Below are 20,824 nucleotides of genomic sequence, written 5' to 3'. Positions count from 1 at the left end.
TCCTCGGCATCGCGGACGGGATCGGTCACGGACGCGCCCACCTGCGAGACGGCAGGCCAGAGCACACCCGACACGGGCAGGATACCGCCCGCCCGCACCCAGTCACCCCGCCGCCCACCCGACGCCATCCCCGCCCTACATCAAAGATGTGGGGCCGTTGGCTCCGACTCGGTATCGTTGGCCCGGCAAGCTCGGTACCAGCACCTGACTGGTGTCCGATTTCACCCAATCCCGGGTGGTCTAGGGGCATGACTACTGATTTTGGTTCAGTCAACGGAGGTTCGAATCCTCCCCCGGGAGCACGTTTGTCCGGATTTCCTGGCGAGGGGCGAGCATGGTACCGAAGGCCCAACCCTCGATCCTTCGGTAGAGGTCCGCGCTCTGCCTGACCGTGACAAGAGGGCACCCTTTGTAGGCGTCGACGGTGTTCTTCGGCTTGCGCTTCTTGATCACCAGCTTTTCGAACCCCTCGACCGGCGTCCCGACCAGATCGCCCCACCACACCTATTACCCTTGCCTGCCGCGATCGTTGAGGATCTTGCTGAGGACCTCGTCGGAACGGCTGATCAGACGAGCCTCGGCAGGGTCACCGCCCAGCATCGCACCGTAGGCCCACCCCTCGATGCGCCGGTAGAGGTCCGCGCCCTTCCTGATGGTGATCTGTAGACATCCTCGGTACTCATCGAGGAGGTTCTTCCTGGTGGTCTTGGGGTTGTGTTTCTTGATCACCGGATTTTCAAAGCGCTCGACCGGCGTCCCGACCAGATCGCTCCACCACTTCGTCGCGGCCTCGACGTCACCCGTCTCGTGGATGTGCAGACGCACTTGTACGTGGTCGCGCGGCACCCCGACGACGCCGAGGAAGCGCAGGAAGAAGACCACCAGCGCCGGGTCGCTGTTGATGAACGACACCTTCTCGGTACGCCGGTAGATCTTGTCCTTGGTCCCCTCACACCAGTACACGAGCGCACCGGCGATCACCACCTCGCGCTCGCTTAGACCGCCCAGCTCACGGCAGGCGCCCAGCTTGATCTCCTGCCGCCGCTGCTCGGCCTCGATGTGGTAGGGCTCCCAACGGGCCTTCCACATCGCCGCGACTCGTTCCTGCTCGTAGCCTGGCCGACGCTCGTAGGGCACGTCCCGTAACCAGAGCGAGCAGGTACTTATGGCGATATTCAGGGAGCCCGCGATCTCGCGGTAGGTCCAGCCCTGGCGGCGGAGTTCGATGGCCTTGGGCTTGAGTTTGTCTCGGATCTCGTCCGGCATTGGTCCACTCATGGCGGAAACCTACCACCGATTTTAACTCTACGTTGCCATATTGTTGCTTTCTGCAATGTCGCGAGTGAGTCGTTTGTCCGGATCGGTTTAGTGCGCCCGCTGCAGGCAAGTCCCTTTCCGTGCGGGTCGGCCGCCTCCAGGGACGGGTGGCGCGACGATCACCGCGGACATGCACAGGTCGAGGAGCGGGCTCGCGGCGCGGGTGAGGCGTTCTCGCGGGACGAGGGGGGCACCTCGCCATCGCCTCGCGACGGTGTTCCCCAAGAGGAGTTTGTGGCCCGAGAGGTGGTTTCTCACTGATTTTACCTTTCGGCACTGTCCAACTTACGGATGCGTAGCTTACGTTGGCGTAGGTAAGACCGCCCCCGAGTCACAGAAAGTGGTGACGCATGACAACAGCTCCGACCGTCGATCCACCTCGTCCGCAGCCGCGGCCCGAGATCGTGCCGGAGGCGCGCGGCACAGCCGAACGGGTGCTCATCGCCGTGTTCACCGGGGTGCCGCTCCTCGCGCTGTTCGCGGCGGTTCCGCTGGCGTGGGGCCGGTTCCTCGGCTGGACGGACGTCGTGCTCACGGCGGTGTTCTACGTGCTGTCCGCGGGGGGCATCACGGTCGGGTACCACCGGTACTTCACGCACGGGTCGTTCAAGGCGAAGCGGGGCTTGAAGATCGCCATGGCGCTGGCCGGGAGCATGGCCATCGAGGGGCCGGTCATCACGTGGGTCGCCGATCACCGGCGCCACCACAAGCACTCGGACAAGGAGTTCGATCCGCATTCGCCGTGGCGGTTCGGTGACGACTGGAAGGCGCTGGCGAAGGGGCTGGCCTGGGCCCACTACGGGTGGCTGTTCGACGCGAACCGGACGTCCAAGCAGCGGTTCGCGAAGGATCTGCTCAACGACCGGGACGTCCGGCGCGTCCATGCCGCGTTCCCGGGGCTGGTGGCGGTGTCGTTCCTGCTGCCGGCGGTGATCGGCGGGCTGGTCACGATGTCGTGGGCGGGTTTCCTGACCGCGCTGTTCTGGGCGGGGTTCGTCCGGATCACGCTGGTGCACCATGTGACGTGGTCGATCAACTCGATCTGCCACACGTTCGGCAAGGAGGAGTTCGAGGTGCGGGACAAGTCCCGCAACGTGTGGTGGCTGGCCATCCCGTCCCTCGGCGAGTCCTGGCACAACCTGCATCATTCGGATCCGACGTGCGCGCGGCACGGCGTGCTGAAGGGGCAGGTCGACATCAGCGCCCGGATCATCCAGGCGTTCGAGAAGGCGGGCTGGGCGTACGGCGTCCGGTGGCCGAACAGCGACAGGCTGGCGGCGAAGCGCACAAAGCAGGCGGTTTGACCGCCACAATTGATCCTGTGACAGAACCCGCTCCGAGGACCCGCAGAAAGCGGATGACCGGCAAGGAACGCCGCGAGCAGCTTCTCGACGTCGGCCGTTCGCTGTTCGCCGGGCGCGGTCTGGACGGTACCTCGGTGGAGGAGATCGCCTCGGCGGCCGGGGTGTCGAAGCCCGTGGTGTACGAGCACTTCGGTGGCAAGGAAGGGCTTTACGCGGTCGTCGTCGACCGGGAGTTCGAGCGGCTGCTGAAGCTGGTGACGGACGCGCTGAACTCGGTGGTCCACTACCGGAGCAAGCTGGAGAAGGCCGCGCTGGCGCTGCTGGAGTACATCGAGGGTCATCCGGACGGGTTCCGGATTCTGGTTCGCGATTCGCACGGCGGTACGGGTACCGGCACCTATGCCAGCCTGCTGAGTGAGATCGCCGGTGAGGTCGAGCACATCCTCGCGCAGGAGTTCGACCGGCACGGCTATGACGACAAGTTCGCTCCGCTGTATGCGCAGAGTCTGGTCGGCATGGTGGCGTTGACGGGCCAGTGGTGGCTGGACGTCCGCAAGCCGCGCCGGGAGGATGTGGCGGCGCATGTGGTGAATCTCGCGTGGAACGGCCTGTCGGGGCTGGAGCCGAGGCCGTCGCTGGATCCGCGTCGCCGCCGCAAGGAGATGGAGCGCCGGGAGAGGTTGGCCGAGAAGGCGGCGGCGAAGGCGGAGAGAGCGGAGGGGAAGGCGGCTGCGAAGGCGGAGAAGGCGCAGCGCAAGGCGCAGCGTGATGTCGAGGAGATTCCCGACGCGTCAGCGTGACGGCTGCAGGAATTCGAGGCGGTTCCCGACGGGGTCGTTGGCGTAGAGGCGCCGGTATCCGGGGAGGAGGTCGTCCGGCCTGATGTCGTGGCCTGCGGCGCGGAGGCGTGCGGCGAGGGCGTCGAGGTCGTGGACGAGGAGTCCGGGGTGGGCTTTGCGGGCGGGGTGGAAGTCCTGCTCGATGCCGAGGTGGAGTTCGGTGCCGTTGCCGCGGAACCAGGCTCCGCCGCGTCCGGCGAGTTCGGGTGGTTTGGGGACTTCGTCGAGTCCGAGGACGCCGGTGTAGAAGGCGCGGAGCCGGTTCTCGCTGCCGGGCGGGGCGGCGAGCTGGACGTGGTGAACGCCGGTGATCATGGTTGCCTCCGGAGGGTGGCAACCGGTGGCCGCCCTGAGTTCGTCTGGGCGGCCACCGGCCAGGGGTCGCCGGCCTCGGGTCGCGAGGCCGGGATGTGCGGACGCCGCCCGTTCCCGTCGGTGATGGCACACCGCAGGGGAACAGGTTGCTTCACTCTGGGGGCCGGGCGGCATCCCGTCTTCGGGCCGTCTCGAGCATGTGGAACCCCATGGTCCATCTCTCGACGTCAAGACAGATGATGCCCAACTCGTATCTTGATGTCAAGAATTCCATGGGCCGCCGCGAGGGGAGGACGGGTGGCGTCCCCGCCTAACGGGCGTCGCGCGTGGCGATCACGAAGATCCGCCGGAAGGGGAACACGGTGCCGTAGGGCGCGGCGGGGTAGGCCCGCCGGAGCCTTTCCCGGTAGGTGTCGAGGAATTCGTCGGTCTCGTCCGGGTCGAGGGCGGACAGGGCGGGCCGCAGCGTGGTGCCCTTGACCCATTCGAGGACGGGGTCCTCGCCCTGCAGAACCTGTGCGTAGGTGGTCTCCCAGGCGTCGACCGCGTATCCGTGGCGGGTGAGGAGGTCGAGGTAGCCGGCGGGGTCGAGGACGGGCGCGTCCCGCTGGAATTCACCGAGTTCGGCGCGCCATCGGTCGGAGCGGCCGAGTTCGCGCAGGATGGCGTGGCTGGGCGCGTCGAAGTTGCCGGGGACCTGGAAGGCGAGCCGTCCGCCGGGTGCGAGTGCGCCTGCCCATCGGGGCAGCAGGTCGGGGTGTTCGGGGATCCATTGCAGGACGGCGTTGGACACGATGAGGTCGACGGGCCGGTCGGGTTCCCAGTCGGTGACGTCCCCGACGCGGAAGGTGAGCCGTCCGGGGATTTCGTGTTCGCGGGCCGCGGCGATCATTTCGGGTGAGCCGTCGAGGGCGTCGATGACGGCGTGCGGCCAGCGGGCGGCGAGGGTGGCGGTGAGTTCGCCGCTGCCGCAGCCGAGGTCGGTGACGCGCGCGGGTTCGGTTCTCCCGAGGCGTGCGACGAGTTCGGCGAAGGGGCGGGCCCGTTCGCCGCCGAAGATCCCGTACTGCGCGGGGTCCCACACGGTGGTGTTCTCTCTCGGCATCGGGTCACAGCCTGCCCGGCCTATATCTTGATGTCAAGAGTTCTGGCGTGTGCCGCCCGGACACCGTTCGGGGAGAACACCGGCGACATCACCCGCTGGGCACCGGTCCACCGGCAGGCTCCGGACGCGGCGCGGCCGATCGCCGCCGCACTGGCCGGGCGGCGATCGGGGCGTGTTTCTCGATATCAAGACAGGTAGGGTGACCGCATGGGCGATGAGGTCGACCGGCTGGTCGAGGCGTGGAAGGCCGAGCGTCCGGATCTGGACGTCCGGCCGCTGCAGGTCCTCAGCCGCGTGTCCCGGCTCGCCCGGCATCTCGACCGCGCCCGGCGCGCGGTGTTCGCGGCGCACGATATGGAGTCGTGGGAGTTCGACGTCCTGACCGCGCTGCGCCGGGCGGGCGCCCCGTACCAGCTGAGCCCGGGACGGCTGCTGCGTGCGACGCTGGTGACGTCGGGGACGATGACGAACCGCATCGACCGGCTGACGGCGGCGGGCCTGGTCGAGCGGCATCCGGACCCGCAGGACAAGCGCGGCGTGCAGGTCCGCCTCACCGAGGCGGGCCTGACGCGCGTGGACGCGGCGTTCGCCGATCTGCTCGACCGGGAGCAGGCGATCCTGGAGGGCCTCAGCCCCGAGCAGCGCGGCGTCCTGGCCGATCTGCTCCGTACCCTCCTGATCCCCTTCGACCGCGACTAGGCGAGGGCGGCCTCCAGGGCGGCGGCCAGGCCGCAGAGTTCCTCTTCACCGCCCGGGGGGCCGATGAGCTGGACGGACGCGGGCAGGTGCGAGCCGGGCAGCGGGACGGGCAGCGCGAACGCGGGGAACCCGGCGACGTTGATCTGGCCGGTCAGCGTGGTGAGCAGCAGGTCGGACTCGTCCGCCTCATCGGGTTCGGGGGCGACGCCGGTCAGCACGGGCAGGGCGATCGCCGGATGGCGGCGCAGGAGCGCGCCCAGTTCGGCCCGGAGCGCCTTCTGGACGCCGATCGCCCAGTCGAGCATCCCGGCCTCGGACACGTCCTTCATCTGCTGGAGGCGCCGGTGGATGCGTCCGCTCAGCTTGGCCGGGTCGCCGAGCAGGTGCCCGTTCTGCCGCCACCCTTCGACGCTGACGATGACGCCGTTGGCGGTGGCCGCCTCCTCGTAGTGCGCGGACGTGACGTCGGTGAGGGGGGCGAGACGGCGCAGCGCGTCGTCGACGGCCGCGTCGATCGCGGGGTCGACGCCGGGCACGCGGAGCCGCGCGATCGGCTGGGACGGCTCGTACGGGACGGGTGTGAACCCGGGTTCGATGAGCCCCATGCCGAGGACGACGGCGGCGACGTCGCGTCCCATCGGCCCGACCACGTCCAGGGTCGGTGACAGCGGATACACCCCGTCGAGGGGCACGCGTCCGTTGGTGGTCTTCAGCCCCGCGATGCCGCAGCATGCCGCCGGGATGCGGATCGATCCGGACGTGTCGGTGCCGAGCGCGACGTCGACCTCGCCGGTGGCGACGGCGACGGCGGAGCCGCTGGAGGAGCCGCCCGGCACGCGGGACGGGTCGAGCGGGTTCACCGGCGTACCGGACCACGGGTTGACGCCGTCGGCGGCCATGCACAGCTCGTTCAGGTTGGCCTTGCCGGCGATGCGGGCGCCCTGCGCGCGGGCGGACGCGACGACGGCGGCGTCCACGGCGGCGGGCCGCGCGTGTTCGGCGATGGCCTCGCAGCCCGCGGTGGTGGGCAGGCCGGCCACGTCCATGGCGTCCTTGACGGCGAGGCGCGGGCCGTCCCCGGGCGCGTCCGTCTGGATGATCCAAGTCGTCATTGGGGGATCATGCCCCGCACCGAACGGGATTCTCCACCGGAGGTTCTGCTAGCCGAGATCCTCGGCGAGCATCAGCCATTCCTCCTCGATACGGGCGGCCTCCGCCTGGATCTCCTTGAGCCGGGCGTCCAGTTCCTGGAGCTTGGCGTAGTCGGTGGCGTGCGCGGCGAGCTGCTCGTGGAGGTCGCTCTCCTGCCCGGCGAGTTTCTCCAGGCGGCGTTCGATCCGGTCGAGTTCCTTGCGGGCCTTCCAGTCCTGCCCGCCCTTGGGTTTCGGCGGTGCGGGCTTCTCGGCGGGCGCCGCACCCGGTTGGGGGGCGGTTCCGGCGGCGCGGCGTTCGAGGTACTCGTCGACGCCGCCGGGCAGCATCGACACGCGTCCGTCGCCGAGCAGCGCCACGACGTGGTCGGTGATGCGCTCCAGGAAGTACCGGTCGTGGCTGACGACGACGAGCGTGCCGGGCCATCCGTCCAGGAGGTCTTCGACTTCGGTGAGCGTCTCGATGTCGAGGTCGTTGGTGGGTTCGTCCAGGAGGAGGACGTTGGGTTCCCCCATGAGCAGCCGGAGAAGCTGCAGGCGGCGCCTTTCGCCGCCGGACAGGTCACCGACGGGCGTCCACTGCCGGTCACCGGAGAAGCCGAGCCGCTCCAGCAGCTGGCTCGCCGTCCATTCGCGTTTGCCGACCGTGATGCGGCGCCGGATCTCCTCCACCGACTCCAGGACGCGCCGGGACGGGTCGAGTTCCTCCAGGTTCTGCGACAGATGCGCGAGCTGGACGGTCTTGCCCTGCACCACCTCGCCCGCGACCGGCCGGACGGAGCCGTCCAGCAGGCGCAGCAGCGTGCTCTTGCCGCTGCCGTTGACACCGACGAGACCGACCCGGTCGCCGGGGCCGAGCCGCCAGGTCATCCGGTGGAACAGCTCCCGGTCGCCGACCTCGACGGTCACGCCCTCGATGTCGTAGACGGTCTTGCCGAGCCGCGCGGTCGCGAACCGGGTCAGCTCGACCGCGTCGCGCAGCGGCGGCTCGTCGGCGATGAGGGCCTGCGCGGCGTCGACCCGGAACTTCGGCTTGGAGGTGCGGGCCTGCGGGCCGCGGCGCAGCCACGCGAGTTCCTTGCGCAGGAGGTTCTGCCGTTTGGCCTCGGTGGCCGCGGCGATCCGGGCGCGTTCGGCCTTGGCGAGGACGTAGGAGGAGTAGCCCCCCTCGTAGCGTTCGACGCGGCCGTCGACGACCTCCCACGTCCGGTCGGTGACCTCGTCGAGGAACCAGCGGTCGTGGGTGACGGCGAGCAGCGCGACCTTGCGGCCCTTCAGGTGCCGGGCGAGCCAGTCGATCGCCTCGATGTCGAGGTGGTTGGTGGGTTCGTCCAGAATCAGCAGGTCGGACTCGGGGACGAGGAGCCGGGCCAGCGCGACCCGGCGCCGTTCCCCGCCCGACATGCCGGCGAGCGGCGCGTCCAGGTCGAGGCCGGCGAGCAGCCCGGCGAGGATGTCGCGGACGCGGACGTCGCCCGCCCACTCGTGCTCGGCGCGGTCGCCCAGCACCACGGACCGGACGGTCGCGCCGTCCGGGAAGACGTCCCGCTGGATCAGGTAGCCGAGCCGCAGGCCGCGGGCGTGGGTGACGCGCCCGGCGTCGGGTTCGGTCTCGCGGGCGAGGACGGACACGAGGGTGCTCTTGCCGCCGCCGTTGCGGCCGACGACGCCGACGCGGTCGCCCTCGTCCAGGCCGAGGGAGACGGCGTCGAGCAGCGGCGTGGGCCCGTAGGCCTTGGCGACGTTCTCAAGGTTGATCAGATTCACGACGCCATCAACCCTATTGCCCTCCGCGGACCGCTCGTGCGGCCCGTCCGGGCCCGGACGTTCAGTAACCCGGCGGCGGTCCCGGCTGGCCGGGCGGCCCGGGCTGACCGGGCTGGCCGGGCTGGCCGGGCTGGCCGGGCTGGCCGGGCGGCGGGTAGGGGGCGCCGGGCGGCCGGTAGGCCGTGCCCGTGCGCTTCCGGGAGCTCACGGCGATGACCACCACGAGGACCACGGCGCCGACCACGGCGAAGACGATGATCGCAACGAGCAGGAGGGAGAGCAGGCTCATGTGCGCCATTCCATGTGTTCTATCCGGGAAAGGGGAGACTCGACAGGAGCCTAACGCCCGCCGGTTTCGCTTGACATGACTTTGTCGGGTGCGTTGCGGCGGAGGTTCCGCTCGCGGCGCACGGCGCGCAGGGCGAGCGTCGCCATCATCGCGACGGCCACGAGGCCCAGCAGGACGGACAGCAACGTCATCGCTTCACCTCACCAGGGGGAGCGGTTCGGCAGGGAATCGTCGTCACGGAGAGTAGGACGCCCGTCGCGCACGGAAAGTTCGCTCATATGTCCGGTACAGTAACCCCTCAGTCACCCCGCGTCAGATAAGCGTCGCGCCGGGGACGGGCCCGGAAGCCCGGACGATCTGCCGGGCGACGCCGGCGCCGTCCAGCGCGTCGGCGAGGTCGGCGGCGTCCTCGCCGGTCTCGGCGAGGAACGCGCAGGTGGGGCCGGAACCGGAGACGAGCGCGCCGATCGCGCCCAGGTCGCGGCCGGCGTCGAGGGTGCGGCGCAGCGACGGGCGCAGCGACAGCGCGGCGGGCTGCAGGTCGTTGGACAGCGCGGCGCCGAGGCCCTTGGCGTCGCCGGTGGCGAGCGCGGTCATCAGCTCGGCGGCCACGGCCGGACACGCGGCCGGCTGCCCCGCCTCCTGGCGGAGCCGGTCGCATTCGCCGTAGACGGCGGGGGTGGACAGGCCGCCGTCGGCGGTCGCGAACACCCAGTGGAAGGTGCCGCGGGTGAGGGCGGGGGTGAGCCGCTCGCCGCGTCCGACGCCGACGGCGGTACCGCCGAGGACGGCGAACGGCACGTCGCTGCCGAGGTCCGCGCCGATCTCCATCAGGTCGTCCCGGGTCAGGACGGGCCGCTCCCGGTCGTCCCACAGCCGGGCGCAGGCGACCAGCGCGGCGGCGGCGTCGGCGCTGCCGCCCGCCATGCCGCCCGCGACCGGGATCGCCTTGCGGATCCTCAGCGTGACGTGGGGGTCGACGCCGAGCCGGTCCGCGACGAGCCGGGCGGCCTTCGCCGCGAGGTTGTCCTCGCCGGTGGGGACGCCGTCGATCGCCACCCGCGAGTGGGGTGCGGCCTGGACACGGACCTCCAGCCGCCGCGCGGGCTCGGCCGTGACCATGTCGAACAGGGACACGGCGTGGAACACGTTGACGAGGTCGTGATAGCCGTCGTCTCGGATCGGCCCCACGCCGAGCTGGAGGTTGACCTTGGCGGGGACGCGTACGGTCACTGCGCTCACGATCGAAACCCTACGGGTAAAGCGGCCGCCGGGGGGCGGGGGGCGCCCCCATGGACTCGAACGGCTCAGCCGCCGCTGGTGACGGGGAGGTTGCGGGGGTTGAAGTAGGGGGTGGTCGCCAGTTCGCGCAGCGCGGACATCGCGGGCTTGTCGCCCGTCAGCGAGTAGGCGCGGCGCTTGTCGCGGGCGTCCTCGGCCTGCTCGTCGGTGTCGAAGTACACGACGGCCTTGACCTGGGGGTCCTGCAGGGTCTTGGCGGCCTCGCGAAGCCACTGGGCGCGGCGCGTGCCGTAGGACTTCGGCACCCCGAACTCGGCGATCATGATGGGTTTGTGCCGCTCGCGGGCCCACCCCATGAACAGCTTCACGGCCTCGGACAGGTCGCGGTAGTCGTAGTCGCCGCCGGGCTGGGCGTCGGCGCAGATCCAGTCGACCTGGTCGTCTCCGGGGTAGTAGGCGTCGGCGTTGCCGCGGCCGAAGCCGCGGGCGGTGGGGCACCACACCCAGGCGACGTTGTCGACCTTCTCCCGTTCGAAGATCGTCCGCAGGTGCTTCCACGCGGCGACGAAGTCGGCCGGGGTGTGGACGCGCTTCTCGGCGGACGACTTGTCCATGTCCCGGGACCAGCGCAGGAACACCGGCTTGCCGAGGTCCTTCACGGCGCGGGCGCGGCGCTTGATGAGGGCGTCGTGCTTGCCCTGGACGATCTCCCGGGTGTCGGCACCGCCCCAGGTCAGCAGGAGGTAGCGGTCGCTGTCGGTGACGGACTTCTCCAGGCCGCCAGGGAAGTCGCTCTTCCAGGTGCGGTAGCTCTGCACGATGTCGAGCCGCCGTCCGAGCCGCTGCTCGAAGCCGGCGATGGGCGCCATTCCGGGCTTGCCGGCGTCCTTCGCGGACGGCGCCCCCGGCGGCATCCCGGACGGGGACGAGGTGGGGGACGAGCTCGCGGACGGCGCCGGCCCGCCGGCGCCCTCCGGCGGCACCCAGGCGCCGAAGTAGGCGCCCTTCGGCGGCGGGACGGGCGCGACACCGGCCCGCGCCGTCGTCGTGATCTTCGGTACCGCGTCCGCACCGTCCCCGCAGCCGGCCGCGACCGTCGCGACCATGGCCGCGGTCGCGAGCAGCGCCGTCCCCACGAGGGGCCAGCTGGTCCGCGCCGTCCGCGAACGCGCCTTCACATCGACCTCCGGCTCGTGCTGATGATTGGTGCCCCTGATGCGGGGGCCGCCCCCGGGGGAAGCGCCCGCCTAGGGGTTCGGGGAGTGATCTCCCCGGCGTGAAGGACCATACTCGGCAATGCGGGCGAAGGCGGCCACGTCCAGCGCTTCGCCTCTGGCTCGCGGGTCGACGCCCGCGGCGCGCAGGGCGTCCTCGGCGGCGGCCGCGGAGCCCGCCCAGCCCGCCAGCGCGGCGCGCAGCGTCTTGCGGCGCTGCGCGAACGCGGCGTCGACCACCGCGAACACCTCGCCGCGGGACGCCGTGGTCGGCGGCGGGTCGCGGCGGGTGAACGCGACCAGCCCGGAATCCACGTTCGGCGCGGGCCAGAACACCGCCCGCCCGACGGCGCCGACGCGGCGCGCGTCCCCGTACCAGGCGAGCTTCACCGACGGCACCCCGTAGACCCTGGAGCCGGGCGCCGCGGTCATCCGGTCGGCGACCTCGGCCTGCACCATGACCAGCGCGGTCCGCAGCGCCGGCAGGGTGGCCAGCAGGTGCAGGACGACCGGGACGGCGACGTTGTAGGGCAGGTTCGCGACCAGCGCGGTCGGGGCCGGCCCCGGCACGTGTGTGATCTTCATCGCGTCGGCGCGCACGACCTCCAGCCGTCCCGCGAGGCCGGGTTCGCGCGCCGCGACCGTGGCGGGCAGCTCGGCGGCCAGCACCGGGTCGATCTCCACCGCGACGACACGCCGCACCTCGGGCAGCAGCGCGAGCGTCAGCGACCCCAGCCCCGGTCCGACCTCGATGACGACGTCATCGGCGGACGTTCCGGCCGTCCGGACGATCCGCCGGACGGTGTTGGCGTCGATGACGAAGTTCTGCCCCAGCGCCTTCGTCGGCCTGATGCCGAGCCGTGCGGCCAGCTCGCGCACGTCCGCCGGCCCGAGCAGCCCCCGTGTCTCCCCCATCCGGTGATTGTTTCAGCTCAGGAGAACAGGTACTTACCGCAGTTGGGCCATTGCCCCTGCCAGCGGCCGTTGACCTTGTTGTAGAGGAGCTGGGCGCGGTAGGTCTGCTCACCCGCGCTGGCATCGGACGGCTTGCCCGTGCCGCCGACCGACGTCCAGGTGGCCATGGAGAACTGGTAGAGGCCGTAGTAGCCGGCCGGGTTCACCGACTTCGGGTTGCCGCCCGACTCGCACTTGGCGAGCCCCGCCCAGTTCAGCCGCGCCGCCGAGCCGGTCCCCGCCGACTTCGGGCCGACCGCCACGATCCGCGCGACCGGCCTGCGCTTGACCTGCTGCGCGATGACCTTCTTGACCTTCTTGCCCTTGCGCTTGACGTACGCCACCTTGATGATCTTGATGCCGGGGCGGCCCTTGCGCAGTTCCTTCTCGCTCCACGGCGGGACGGACGAGCTGTTCTTGCGGATCGTCGGCGCCGGCGTCTTCACGACCTGGACGACCGGCGCGGACAGCAGCCGCATGATCTTGATGATCTCCCCGGCGGGCCGGTCGGGAGCCGGCTTGACCAGGTCGTGCGGGCCGAGCGCGATCTTCGCCTGATCGAGGACCTGCTGGACGGTCGCGCCCGTCGTCATCGTCTCGGCCTTCTTGCCGTCGACCACGATGACGACCTTGCGCGGCGCGGGGGCGCTGGTCCGCGGCGCATCCGCGACGGGGGCGGTGTTCTTCGGGCCCGCCGATCCGCCGCCGCCGCACGCCGCGGCCAGCATCGCCGTGACCAGCAGAACGGGGACGGCAGGGGCCGCAGGGGGTCGACGCACTGTGCTCCTCCAGGGGGCCGGGCTCGAAGGCGCCCGCTCACCGGGCCAGAGAGTAGAGCCACCCGGACGTCCTCCGCCACCTCATCACCCCCAAAAGCACCGCCTGAGGCGATACGTCCCGGATTTCACCCATGGGGACGCGGGCCGGGCCGTCACCTTTCCGCGGTACCGTCCCGGTGGCCGCCGGGGCCGTCACCAGGGGCCGAAGACGCGTTCTCCGTTCGCGGCGATCGCCGTGCACAGTTCCGCCACGTCCACGCCTTTGACCTCGGCCATCGCCCGCACGGTGTGCGGGATCAGATAGGAGGCGTTCGGCTTGCCCCGGTGCGGGATCGGCGTCAGGAAGGGCGCGTCGGTCTCCACCAGCAGCAGATCGAGCGGCGCCGCCCGCAGCGCGTCCCGCAGCGGCTCCGCGTTCTTGAACGTGACGTTCCCGGCGAAACTCATCAGGTAGCCGTGCTCGGCGCAGATCCCGGCCATGCGGGCGTCACCGGAGAAGCAGTGGAACACCACCTTCTCCGGCGCGCCCTCCTCGGCCAGGATCGCGAGCACGTCGTCGTGGGCGTCGCGGTCGTGGATGACCAGCGCCCTCCCGGTCCGCTTGGCGATCTCGATGTGGCCGCGGAACGAGCGGTGCTGGTCGTCCTTCGGCGCCCAGTCCCGGTAGTAGTCGAGGCCCGTCTCGCCGATCGCGCGGACCTTCGGGTGCGCCGCCAGCCGCGCCACGTCCTCCAGGACCGCGTCGGAGATCCCCGTGGTCTCGTTCGGGTGGATCGCGACCGCCGCGTACACGTCGTCGAACTCGGCGGCGGCGTCCACCGCGAACCGGGACGACGGCAGGTCGCAGCCGATCGTGACGATCCGGGTGACGCCCGCCGCGCTCGCCGCCTTCAACTGCTCCTCCAGCGGCGTCCCGACGATGTCGAGATGGCAGTGGCTGTCGAAGACGTCCACGGGCAGGCGCTCGGGAAGCGGCGGGTAGGACCGTGCGACCTGCCCGTCCTCGTCCCGGGTCACGAGCTCTCCAGCCGCGCGAGCTCCTCGTCCACCACGGACGCGTCCAGCTTCTTGAACAGCGGTGTCGGCTTGGCCAGCGGCACGCCCGGCTTGACCGGCGTGGACTCCCAGCGCGCCTCGGTCGCGTAGTCGCCGGTCAGGACGCGGTAGTCGGGGCCGCCCTCCTCCGACACGGTCTCAAGCTCCGGCATGCCGCTCCACACGCCCTCGCCGCCGAGCATCTCGTAGACCTTCTGCGACGAGTTCGGCAGGAACGGCGTCAGCAGCGTCTTCGCGTCGTCCACGACCTGGAGCGCGGTGTGCAGGATCGACTGGACGCGGGCCGGGTCGTCCTTCAGCTTCCACGGCGCCTGGTCCGACAGGTACCTGTTGGCGTCGCGGACGACCTCCAGCGCCTCGGTGATCGAGCTCTTGAACCGGGACCGCTGGAGTTCCGCGCCCACCTTCGCGAACGCGCCCCGGCTGCGCTCCAGCAGTGCCCGGTCGGCGTCGGTGAGGTCGCCCGCCTCCGGGATCGCGCCGAAGTTCTTCGCCGCCATGTTCACCGACCGGTTGACGAGGTTGCCCCACGCGGCGACCAGTTCGTCGTTGTTGCGGCGGACGAACTCCGCCCAGGTGAAGTCGGTGTCCTGGTTCTCGGGACCGGCGACCGCGACGTAGTAGCGCAGCGCGTCCACGTCGTAGCGCTCCAGGAAGTCCTTCACGTAGATGACGACGTTGCGGGACGAGGAGAACTTTCGGCCCTCCATCGTCAGGAACTCCGACGACACGACCTCGGTCGGGACGTTCAGCGCGCCCAGCGAGCCGGGCGTGCCGCCCCTGTCGCCCTGGCCGCCGTAGCCGAGCAGCATCGCCGGCCAGATCTCGGTGTGGAAGACGATGTTGTCCTTGCCCATGAAGTAGTACGACAGGGCGTCCGGGTCCTGCCACCAGGCGCGCCACGCCTCCGGGTCGCCGGACCGCTTCGCCCACTCCACGGACGCGGAGAAGTAGCCGATGACCGCGTCGAACCACACGTACAGCTTCTTCGCCGGGTTGTCGCGCCAGCCGTCCAGCGGGATCGGCACGCCCCAGTCGAGGTCCCGGCTGATCGCCCGCGGCTGCAGGTCGTTCAGCAGGTTCAGCGAGAACTTCACCACGTTCGTGCGCCAGTGGCCCTCCTTGCCGCGCAGGTAGCGGCCGAGGACCTCGGTGAAGGCGGGCAGGTCGAGCATGAAGTGCTCGGTCTCCACGAACTTCGGCGTCTCGCCGTTGATCCGCGACACCGGGTTGACCAGGTCGATCGGGTCGAGCTGGTTGCCGCAGTTGTCGCACTGGTCGCCGCGCGCGCCGTCGTACCCGCAGATCGGGCAGGTGCCCTCGATGTAGCGGTCCGGGAGGGTCCGCCCGGTGGACGGCGAGATCGCGCCCATCGTCTTCGTCGGGAAGATGTACCCGTTGTCGTACAGGCCCTTGAAGACCTCCTGGACGACCGCGTAGTGGTTGCGCGTCGTCGTGCGGGTGAACAGGTCGTACGACATGCCGAGGCGGTACAGGTCCTCGGCGATCACGCCGCTGTAGCGGTCGGCCAGCTCGCGGGCGGTCACGCCCTCCTTGTCGGCCTGCACCTGGATCGGCGTGCCGTGCTCGTCGGTGCCGCTGACCATCAGGACCTTGTTGCCCGCCATCCGCTGGTAGCGGCTGAACATGTCGGCGGGCAGCGCGAAACCGGAGACGTGCCCGATGTGACGGGGCCCGTTGGCGTACGGCCATGCGGGCGCGGTCAAGATATGGCGGCTTGACGAGGACATGAAGTCAAGGGTAGTCGCGTCACGGTGGCCGCGGCACGCGAGTAACCTGGTCCGGGTCCCGGGGGCAGGACATTCGGCGGCGCACCCTTCTCTTCCATGCGCGCACCATCTTTCGCGGAGGCGGGAACCCAGGCATGGACCAGACCACGTCCGACCAGGCCGCCGAACGGGCGGCGACCGGCACCGAGCCGGACGGGCGGCCCCGGAGCCTGCCCGCGCGGCTGATCGGGCGGGCCCGGCGGACGCGGCGCGTGGTGTGGCTGTCCCTGCTGGTCGCGGTGTCCGCGGTGCTCGCCCAGTGGGCGGTCATGCCGCCGCCGCTGTACTTCGACCCGTACTACGTGTGGCTCGCCGCCCGCGACTGGCCCGACATCCCGCTCACCCAGTGGCCGTTCGACGAGGTCCCCCACCAGGTCACCCGGATCGGCCTGGTGCTGCCGGCGCGGCTCGTCCAGGAGGTTCTCGGGCCCGGCCAGGCCGCCTACTTCACCGTCGCGGCGCTCGGCGGGATCGCGTTCTTCACCGGGACGTACCTGGTCGTCCGGTCGCTGTTCGGGGACGTGGCGGGCGTGGCGTCCGCGGCGATCCTGCTGGTCCACCCGTTCTTCACGATGACGAACCCGTTCGGCCACGAGACCACCTGGTCGACCGGGGTGATGCTGCCGGACATGCCGGGCGCCGGGCTGTTCGCCATCGGGATGGCGGGCCTCGTCGTCGCGAGCCGCCGCACCGGACGCGCCCAGACCCGGATGCTGCTCGCCGCCGGGGCGTTCCTCGGCACGTCGTTCCTGGTCCGCGAGTTCCTGGCGTTCCTGTTCCTCGCGATCCCCGCCTACCTGGCGCTGCTGCGGATCCCGTGGCGGCGCAACATCACGGTCGGCGCGCCGATGCTCGCGATCCTGGTGCTCAACTTCGTCCACAACCAGCTGGTGTGGGGCAGCCCGCTCGCCGGGCTGATGTCGGCGGCCACGCACGGCGGCCAGTCCCGCGACTACGTGACCCGCACGCTCGCCGCCCTGTCGTTCCTGCGCGCGATGCACGACTGGAACCCGCTCGGGGTCGTCTTCACCGCCGCGCTCGCCCTGACGATCGTCGGCTGGGTCGTCACCCGTGACCGGCGCCTCGCGCTGGTGCTGGTGTGGTTCCTCGCCCTCGCCGTCCCGCTGACGGTCTTCTCCGGGGTCCTCGACCCCGACGACATCAAGCTGCGGGCATGGCTCCAGCGGTACTGGTTCTCGGTGCTGCCCGCGCTGCTCGCCGGCGGGTTCGGGTCGCTGATCCTGATGTTCCGGATGCTGCCCGCCGGGCGGGTGTCCCGGCTGCGGGCCGTCGCCGTGCCCGTCCTCGCGGTCGCGCTCGGCGGGACGTACACGGTCGCGGCCGTCCGCGCCGTCCCCGACCTGCCGCGCGACAAGGCGTGGCACGAACTGCGCGGCTACCTGCGCGGGCACCGCGACATCACGCTGATCTGCGCCGACCGGCGGCTCGCGCAGACCCTCACGTTCTACACGCGCGACATGTGGGGCGACCGGATCTGGCGGGGCGAGATCCGCGACTTCCCGCACTACATGCCGCAGATCCCGCGGAACGCGATGGAGGGCCCGATGCTCTACACGCGCTGGCGCGGGATGGAGTCGCAGATCGCCGCCGGCTGGCGCCCCTCCCCCGCCGAGGGCTGGACGCTGATGTGGCGCTCGTCCGACGGCGTCCTGCAGTTGTGGAACCCGCCTCCCCTCCCGCCGGAGGACTAGCGGGTCCAGGCGACCCAGTCGCCTTCGATGGTGCGGCGGCTGTCGGCGACCTGCCAGCCGGGCGGGGCGCCCTTCGGCCAGGACGCGGTGGCGGGAACGTCCTTCGGCCACGCCAGCACGACCATGTCGACGTTCTGCGGCGGCGCGGTCCACCGGGCGTCGAAGACGCTGCCCTCGCTCCACCAGGCCCAGTAGTACTGCGAGAGCCGGATCGTCCACCAGACGTTCCAGTCGACGGCGATGGAGCGCTGCGCGCGCAGGTCGACGCTGCCGCGCAGGTCGGTGTGCGCGGTCTCGGCGCGTGCCAGCGGCTGCGCGATCCGGTCGATCGCGGTGGCGCACATGGCGACCGCGGCGGCGGCGAGCAGCCCCCCGAGCAGCAGCGGGCCGTGCCGGCGCACCCGGACGGCCGCCACGGACAGCCCCAGCAGGACGAGCCCGGCCGCCGTGGCGCGCCAGAGGCGGAACGCCGTCCAGTCCCAGGTCAGGAGCGACGTCTCCGGGAAGTCGTAGGCCGTGTAGGTGTACCGGCCGAGCAGGTCGCCGGCGTACCACTGGACGACGCCCGCCGCCGCGACCGTCATGACCGCCGCCGCCGCCGACGCCCGCAGCAGCGTCCGCCGCGGGGCGTGCACCAGCACCGCGACCCCGGCGGCGAACAGCACGGGGGCGATGCAGGCGAGATAGCGGCCGTAGACGTAGTTGCCGATGCGGTACTCGACCGGCAGCGCCGCCGAGGTCGCGAACGCGATGCCCGCGACGATCGCGAGGACCGCGAGGGCGAGCGCCCGCGTCCGCCCGGGGCCGCCCGGCAGCGTGCGCGGCGGCCGGACGGCGGCGAACACCACCGCGAGCAGCCCCACCGCCGCCATCCCGCCGGTCGCGACGGCCTGGTACCAGACCTGGCCGGTGCCGAGCGACAGCGTCCAGCCCCACCCGTCGGGCGTGGTGAGCCGCCGGACGACGTTGCCTCCCAGGTCGTTGTCGCCGGACGGGTACATGTGCGGCAGCAGCGACCGGTTCAGCAGCATCCCCGCGGCCGTCGCGGCGGCGAGGACGAGCCCGGCGGCCGACGCGTCCCGCCATGCCCGCCACCGGAGGACCGGCGCGGCGAGCAGCAGCGCCGCGTGCACGGCCAGCAGGATCGCGCCGCGCGTGTGGCAGGTGTAGGCGTAGGCGACCAGCAGCGACGCGCCCGCCCCGCACAGCAGTGGCCGACCCGGCGCGCGGCGGCCGGTCCACCGCGCGGGCGCGGTCAGCCAGGTGTGGACGAGCAGCAGCCAGCCGACGACGATGACCGGCAGGATCGCGTCCGTCAGCGCGAACTCGGAGTAGAACAGCACGCACGGCAGCAGCGCGATCACGTGCGCGAACACATACGACAGGCGGCGCCGCACCCGCAGGCGGCGCAGCAGCAGGTAGGCCAGCGGCAGCATCGCGGCGCTGATCAGCGCGTTGATGACCAGGGCGCCCCGGTAGACGCCGACCGGGCCGTCGGCGAACCAGAACGCCGGGGTCAGCAGCAGCGGGTAGCCGCCCCGGTAGACGGTCCCGAACGACATGTCGGCGTCGGGTCCGCCGGTGAGGACGCGGGCGGCGAACAGGTATCCGGACTCGTCCGGCGTCGCGACCGGGATCGTCTGCCCCGCGCCGAGCCACAGCCGCACCGCGACCTGCGCGGCCCAGCCGAGCAGGAACACCCAGGCCCAGCGGCGGCCCCTCCGGGACGGGGCGGCGTCCGGTTGCGCCGGCGTGGCCGGGGGACGCGCGACGACCCGGGAGACGGCCCGGGCGCCCGCCGGTGGACGGGCGCTCACCGGCGCGCGGCGCGCCGGGCGCGGACGGTCGGACAACGAAGATCCATCGCAGGTCAAGCCTGTCATAGTGCGACCGGGACAGCGGCCCCGGGGCCGGCGGCGCTCAGCGGCTCGCCGGCATCGGCGGCCGTCAGCGCTCGGACGTGCCGTCCTCGCCGTCGTCCCCGGCCGCCTGCTCGGCCTTGGCCGCGGCGACCTTCTCCCCGGCCTTCTCCCCGGCCGGCTCGGCCTTGCGCTTGGCGGCCCGGTGCGCGGCGTCCACCACGCCCGCGGCCTCCTCCGCCGGGTCGGTGAGCGGCGGGTGCTGGCGGCGGCGGATGCCGAGGATGCTGACGAACAGCGAGGCGAAGATGGCCTGGAAGCTCACCACCAGCGCGGTCGCGGCGGGCACGACGATGCGCAGCGAGTGCCGCGGGTCCAGTTCGCCGAAGCTGTTGACCCGCCAGTGCAGCAGCGACGCGATGAGGCCGCCGAGACCGGCGACCGCGAGCAGCCCGCCGATCAGCAGGCCGCGCTCCAGGCTCCACCAGTCGATGATCTTCTGGACCCGGCGGTCGTGCGGCAGGAATCCCTCCTGCATCGCGTAGACCTTCGTGAGCAGCGCGAACAGCACCGCCTGGAAGCCGATCACCACCGCCGCGGACGCCCCGACCAGGGTGTCGACGTCGAAGGCGATCTCCCCGACGGTGACCGGACCGGTGGACAGCGCGATCCCTGCGAGCAGGCCGAGGGTCATGAAGACCAGCCCGGGGATGAGGAACAGCCAGCGGGGGCTGTAGAGCATGAGGAAGCGCAGATGGCGCCAGCCGTCCCGCCAGGTGTTGAGATGCGGGGCGCGGGTCCGCCCGTCCGGCGACAGCGTCGTCGGCACCTCGCGGATGTCGTAGCCCTGCAGGGTCGCCTTGACGACCATCTCGCTGGCGAACTCCATGCCGCCGGTCTGCAGCCCGAGCCGCAGGATGGCCTCCCGGTCGAAGGCGCGCAGCCCGCAGTGGAAGTCGCCGATCTTGCTGCCGAAGAACAGCCGGCCGACGAAGCTCAGCACCGGGTTGCCGAGGTAGCGGTGCAGCGGCGGCATGGCGCCGTCGGCGATGCCGCCCTTGAACCGGTTGCCCATGACGAGGTCGGCGCCGTCCCGCAGCTCGTCCAGGAACGGGCCGAGGGTCGTGAAGTCGTAGGAGTCGTCGGCGTCGCCCATCGCGACGTACCGGCCGCGCGCGGACCGGATCCCGCCCATCAGCGCGTTGCCGTAGCCCTTGTCGATCACCGGCACGACACGCGCTCCCGCGTCCCTGGCGAGCTGCTGGCTGCCGTCCGTGCTGCCGTTGTCGGCGATGACCACCTCGCCGTCGATGCCGTTCTCTGTAAAGAAGCCGATGGTCTTACGGACGCAGGTCTCGACCGTTTCGGCCTCGTTCAGACATGGCATCACTACGGAGAGTTCCACGCGATCTCCTTCGTTACCCCTGGTGAC

The 20,824-nt window shown here is 71.3% G+C and carries 20 protein-coding genes and 1 tRNA gene; 5 read left to right on the top strand and 16 right to left on the bottom strand.

Annotation, left to right across the window (positions count from 1 at the left end):
* The first annotated feature begins 229 nt into the window (after positions 1 to 229).
* Positions 230 to 300: transfer RNA gene (locus tag ACQP1N_RS07425), tRNA-Gln, on the top strand.
* On the opposite strand, the gene ACQP1N_RS07420 is transcribed toward ACQP1N_RS07425, so the two are convergent.
* On the bottom strand, positions 271 to 504 hold the full coding sequence (locus ACQP1N_RS07420) for a hypothetical protein (RefSeq protein WP_084262774.1): 234 nt from the start codon (positions 502 to 504) through the stop codon (positions 271 to 273). The two genes, ACQP1N_RS07425 and ACQP1N_RS07420, sit on opposite strands and share 30 nt — an antisense overlap.
* Positions 505 to 507: 3 nt before the next feature.
* Positions 508 to 1,266, bottom strand: a complete 759-nt coding sequence (locus ACQP1N_RS07415; RefSeq protein ID WP_433229903.1) for a hypothetical protein — start codon at positions 1,264 to 1,266, stop codon at positions 508 to 510.
* Between the two features lie 401 nt (positions 1,267 to 1,667).
* Here ACQP1N_RS07415 and ACQP1N_RS07410 point away from each other — a divergent pair, with 401 nt between their 5' ends.
* Complete coding sequence (locus tag ACQP1N_RS07410) at positions 1,668 to 2,621, top strand: acyl-CoA desaturase (RefSeq protein ID WP_067796189.1); 954 nt, start codon at positions 1,668 to 1,670, stop codon at positions 2,619 to 2,621.
* A 53-nt stretch (positions 2,622 to 2,674) separates the two neighbouring features.
* The gene (locus ACQP1N_RS07405) at positions 2,675 to 3,421 is read left to right on the top strand and encodes a TetR/AcrR family transcriptional regulator (RefSeq protein WP_067796193.1); all 747 of its coding nucleotides are present in this window, start codon (positions 2,675 to 2,677) and stop codon (positions 3,419 to 3,421) included.
* On the opposite strand, the gene ACQP1N_RS07400 is transcribed toward ACQP1N_RS07405, so the two are convergent.
* Both ACQP1N_RS07400 and ACQP1N_RS07395 read right to left on the bottom strand, forming a co-directional pair.
* Positions 3,413 to 3,775 carry a VOC family protein gene (locus ACQP1N_RS07400; RefSeq protein ID WP_433229899.1) on the bottom strand — a complete coding sequence of 121 codons (363 nt, stop codon included), beginning with the start codon at positions 3,773 to 3,775 and terminating at the stop codon, positions 3,413 to 3,415. The genes ACQP1N_RS07405 and ACQP1N_RS07400 overlap by 9 nt on opposite strands.
* A gap of 310 nt (positions 3,776 to 4,085) precedes the next feature.
* Positions 4,086 to 4,880: a trans-aconitate 2-methyltransferase gene (locus ACQP1N_RS07395; RefSeq protein ID WP_067796198.1), complete on the bottom strand. Its 795-nt coding sequence runs from the start codon at positions 4,878 to 4,880 to the stop codon at positions 4,086 to 4,088.
* Positions 4,881 to 5,087: 207 nt separating this feature from the next.
* On the opposite strand from ACQP1N_RS07395, the gene ACQP1N_RS07390 reads away from it, so the two are divergent.
* Entirely contained in the window at positions 5,088 to 5,579 is a 492-nt protein-coding gene (locus ACQP1N_RS07390; protein WP_067796201.1) for a MarR family winged helix-turn-helix transcriptional regulator, read from the top strand.
* On the opposite strand, the gene ACQP1N_RS07385 is transcribed toward ACQP1N_RS07390, so the two are convergent.
* From ACQP1N_RS07385 to metG, 10 genes are all read right to left on the bottom strand, one after another.
* Complete coding sequence (locus ACQP1N_RS07385) at positions 5,576 to 6,691, bottom strand: amidase (RefSeq protein WP_433229895.1); 1,116 nt, start codon at positions 6,689 to 6,691, stop codon at positions 5,576 to 5,578. The two genes, ACQP1N_RS07390 and ACQP1N_RS07385, sit on opposite strands and share 4 nt — an antisense overlap.
* A gap of 48 nt (positions 6,692 to 6,739) precedes the next feature.
* Complete coding sequence (locus ACQP1N_RS07380) at positions 6,740 to 8,497, bottom strand: ABC-F family ATP-binding cassette domain-containing protein (protein ID WP_433229892.1); 1,758 nt, start codon at positions 8,495 to 8,497, stop codon at positions 6,740 to 6,742.
* Between the two features lie 61 nt (positions 8,498 to 8,558).
* Complete coding sequence (locus ACQP1N_RS07375) at positions 8,559 to 8,786, bottom strand: hypothetical protein (protein ID WP_433229889.1); 228 nt, start codon at positions 8,784 to 8,786, stop codon at positions 8,559 to 8,561.
* 50 nt (positions 8,787 to 8,836) lie between these two features.
* Entirely contained in the window at positions 8,837 to 8,977 is a 141-nt protein-coding gene (locus tag ACQP1N_RS07370) for a hypothetical protein (RefSeq protein ID WP_157419168.1), read from the bottom strand.
* A gap of 121 nt (positions 8,978 to 9,098) precedes the next feature.
* Positions 9,099 to 10,019 carry a 4-(cytidine 5'-diphospho)-2-C-methyl-D-erythritol kinase gene (locus tag ACQP1N_RS07365; RefSeq protein ID WP_433232603.1) on the bottom strand — a complete coding sequence of 307 codons (921 nt, stop codon included), beginning with the start codon at positions 10,017 to 10,019 and terminating at the stop codon, positions 9,099 to 9,101.
* A gap of 74 nt (positions 10,020 to 10,093) precedes the next feature.
* Positions 10,094 to 11,206, bottom strand: coding sequence for a glycoside hydrolase family 26 protein (locus ACQP1N_RS07360; RefSeq protein WP_242608718.1), 1,113 nt, complete (start codon positions 11,204 to 11,206; stop codon positions 10,094 to 10,096).
* 69 nt (positions 11,207 to 11,275) lie between these two features.
* Positions 11,276 to 12,157, bottom strand: coding sequence for a 16S rRNA (adenine(1518)-N(6)/adenine(1519)-N(6))-dimethyltransferase RsmA (rsmA, locus tag ACQP1N_RS07355; protein WP_433229884.1), 882 nt, complete (start codon positions 12,155 to 12,157; stop codon positions 11,276 to 11,278).
* A 17-nt stretch (positions 12,158 to 12,174) separates the two neighbouring features.
* A complete protein-coding gene (locus ACQP1N_RS07350; protein WP_242608717.1) occupies positions 12,175 to 12,975 on the bottom strand; it encodes a transglycosylase family protein in 801 nt (266 codons plus the stop codon).
* Positions 12,976 to 13,167: 192 nt separating this feature from the next.
* Positions 13,168 to 13,992 carry a TatD family hydrolase gene (locus ACQP1N_RS07345; RefSeq protein ID WP_067796222.1) on the bottom strand — a complete coding sequence of 275 codons (825 nt, stop codon included), beginning with the start codon at positions 13,990 to 13,992 and terminating at the stop codon, positions 13,168 to 13,170.
* Positions 13,989 to 15,782 carry a methionine--tRNA ligase gene (gene metG / locus ACQP1N_RS07340; protein ID WP_433229879.1) on the bottom strand — a complete coding sequence of 598 codons (1,794 nt, stop codon included), beginning with the start codon at positions 15,780 to 15,782 and terminating at the stop codon, positions 13,989 to 13,991. The genes ACQP1N_RS07345 and metG overlap by 4 nt, the downstream gene beginning before the upstream one ends.
* A 134-nt stretch (positions 15,783 to 15,916) precedes the next feature.
* Here metG and ACQP1N_RS07335 point away from each other — a divergent pair, with 134 nt between their 5' ends.
* Complete coding sequence (locus tag ACQP1N_RS07335; protein WP_433229876.1) at positions 15,917 to 17,533, top strand: ArnT family glycosyltransferase; 1,617 nt, start codon at positions 15,917 to 15,919, stop codon at positions 17,531 to 17,533.
* Here ACQP1N_RS07335 and ACQP1N_RS07330 read toward each other — a convergent pair.
* Both ACQP1N_RS07330 and ACQP1N_RS07325 read right to left on the bottom strand, forming a co-directional pair.
* Entirely contained in the window at positions 17,530 to 19,386 is a 1,857-nt protein-coding gene (locus ACQP1N_RS07330) for a hypothetical protein (protein WP_067796228.1), read from the bottom strand. The two genes, ACQP1N_RS07335 and ACQP1N_RS07330, sit on opposite strands and share 4 nt — an antisense overlap.
* A gap of 94 nt (positions 19,387 to 19,480) precedes the next feature.
* The gene (locus ACQP1N_RS07325) at positions 19,481 to 20,797 is read right to left on the bottom strand and encodes a glycosyltransferase family 2 protein (protein WP_433229872.1); all 1,317 of its coding nucleotides are present in this window, start codon (positions 20,795 to 20,797) and stop codon (positions 19,481 to 19,483) included.
* Positions 20,798 to 20,824: the final 27 nt, after the last annotated feature.

The organism is Actinomadura formosensis (genome assembly GCF_050948385.1).
Lineage (GTDB): Bacteria > Actinomycetota > Actinomycetes > Streptosporangiales > Streptosporangiaceae > Spirillospora > Spirillospora formosensis.
Note: the sequence above shows the minus strand (reverse complement) of the source record. Positions and strands in the feature narration are given on the sequence as shown.

Coding starts and splice junctions, on each gene's coding strand:
- metG (WP_433229879.1), bottom strand. CDS start 15,782: ATGTCCTCGTCAAGCCGCCATATCTTGACCGCGCCCGCATGGCCGTAC.
- rsmA (WP_433229884.1), bottom strand. CDS start 12,157: ATGGGGGAGACACGGGGGCTGCTCGGGCCGGCGGACGTGCGCGAGCTG.
- ACQP1N_RS07410 (WP_067796189.1), top strand. CDS start 1,668: ATGACAACAGCTCCGACCGTCGATCCACCTCGTCCGCAGCCGCGGCCC.
- ACQP1N_RS07405 (WP_067796193.1), top strand. CDS start 2,675: ATGACCGGCAAGGAACGCCGCGAGCAGCTTCTCGACGTCGGCCGTTCG.
- ACQP1N_RS07375 (WP_433229889.1), bottom strand. CDS start 8,786: ATGAGCCTGCTCTCCCTCCTGCTCGTTGCGATCATCGTCTTCGCCGTG.
- ACQP1N_RS07395 (WP_067796198.1), bottom strand. CDS start 4,880: ATGCCGAGAGAGAACACCACCGTGTGGGACCCCGCGCAGTACGGGATC.
- ACQP1N_RS07400 (WP_433229899.1), bottom strand. CDS start 3,775: ATGATCACCGGCGTTCACCACGTCCAGCTCGCCGCCCCGCCCGGCAGC.
- ACQP1N_RS07415 (WP_433229903.1), bottom strand. CDS start 1,266: ATGCCGGACGAGATCCGAGACAAACTCAAGCCCAAGGCCATCGAACTC.
- ACQP1N_RS07390 (WP_067796201.1), top strand. CDS start 5,088: ATGGGCGATGAGGTCGACCGGCTGGTCGAGGCGTGGAAGGCCGAGCGT.
- ACQP1N_RS07335 (WP_433229876.1), top strand. CDS start 15,917: ATGGACCAGACCACGTCCGACCAGGCCGCCGAACGGGCGGCGACCGGC.
- ACQP1N_RS07370 (WP_157419168.1), bottom strand. CDS start 8,977: ATGACGTTGCTGTCCGTCCTGCTGGGCCTCGTGGCCGTCGCGATGATG.
- ACQP1N_RS07385 (WP_433229895.1), bottom strand. CDS start 6,691: ATGACGACTTGGATCATCCAGACGGACGCGCCCGGGGACGGCCCGCGC.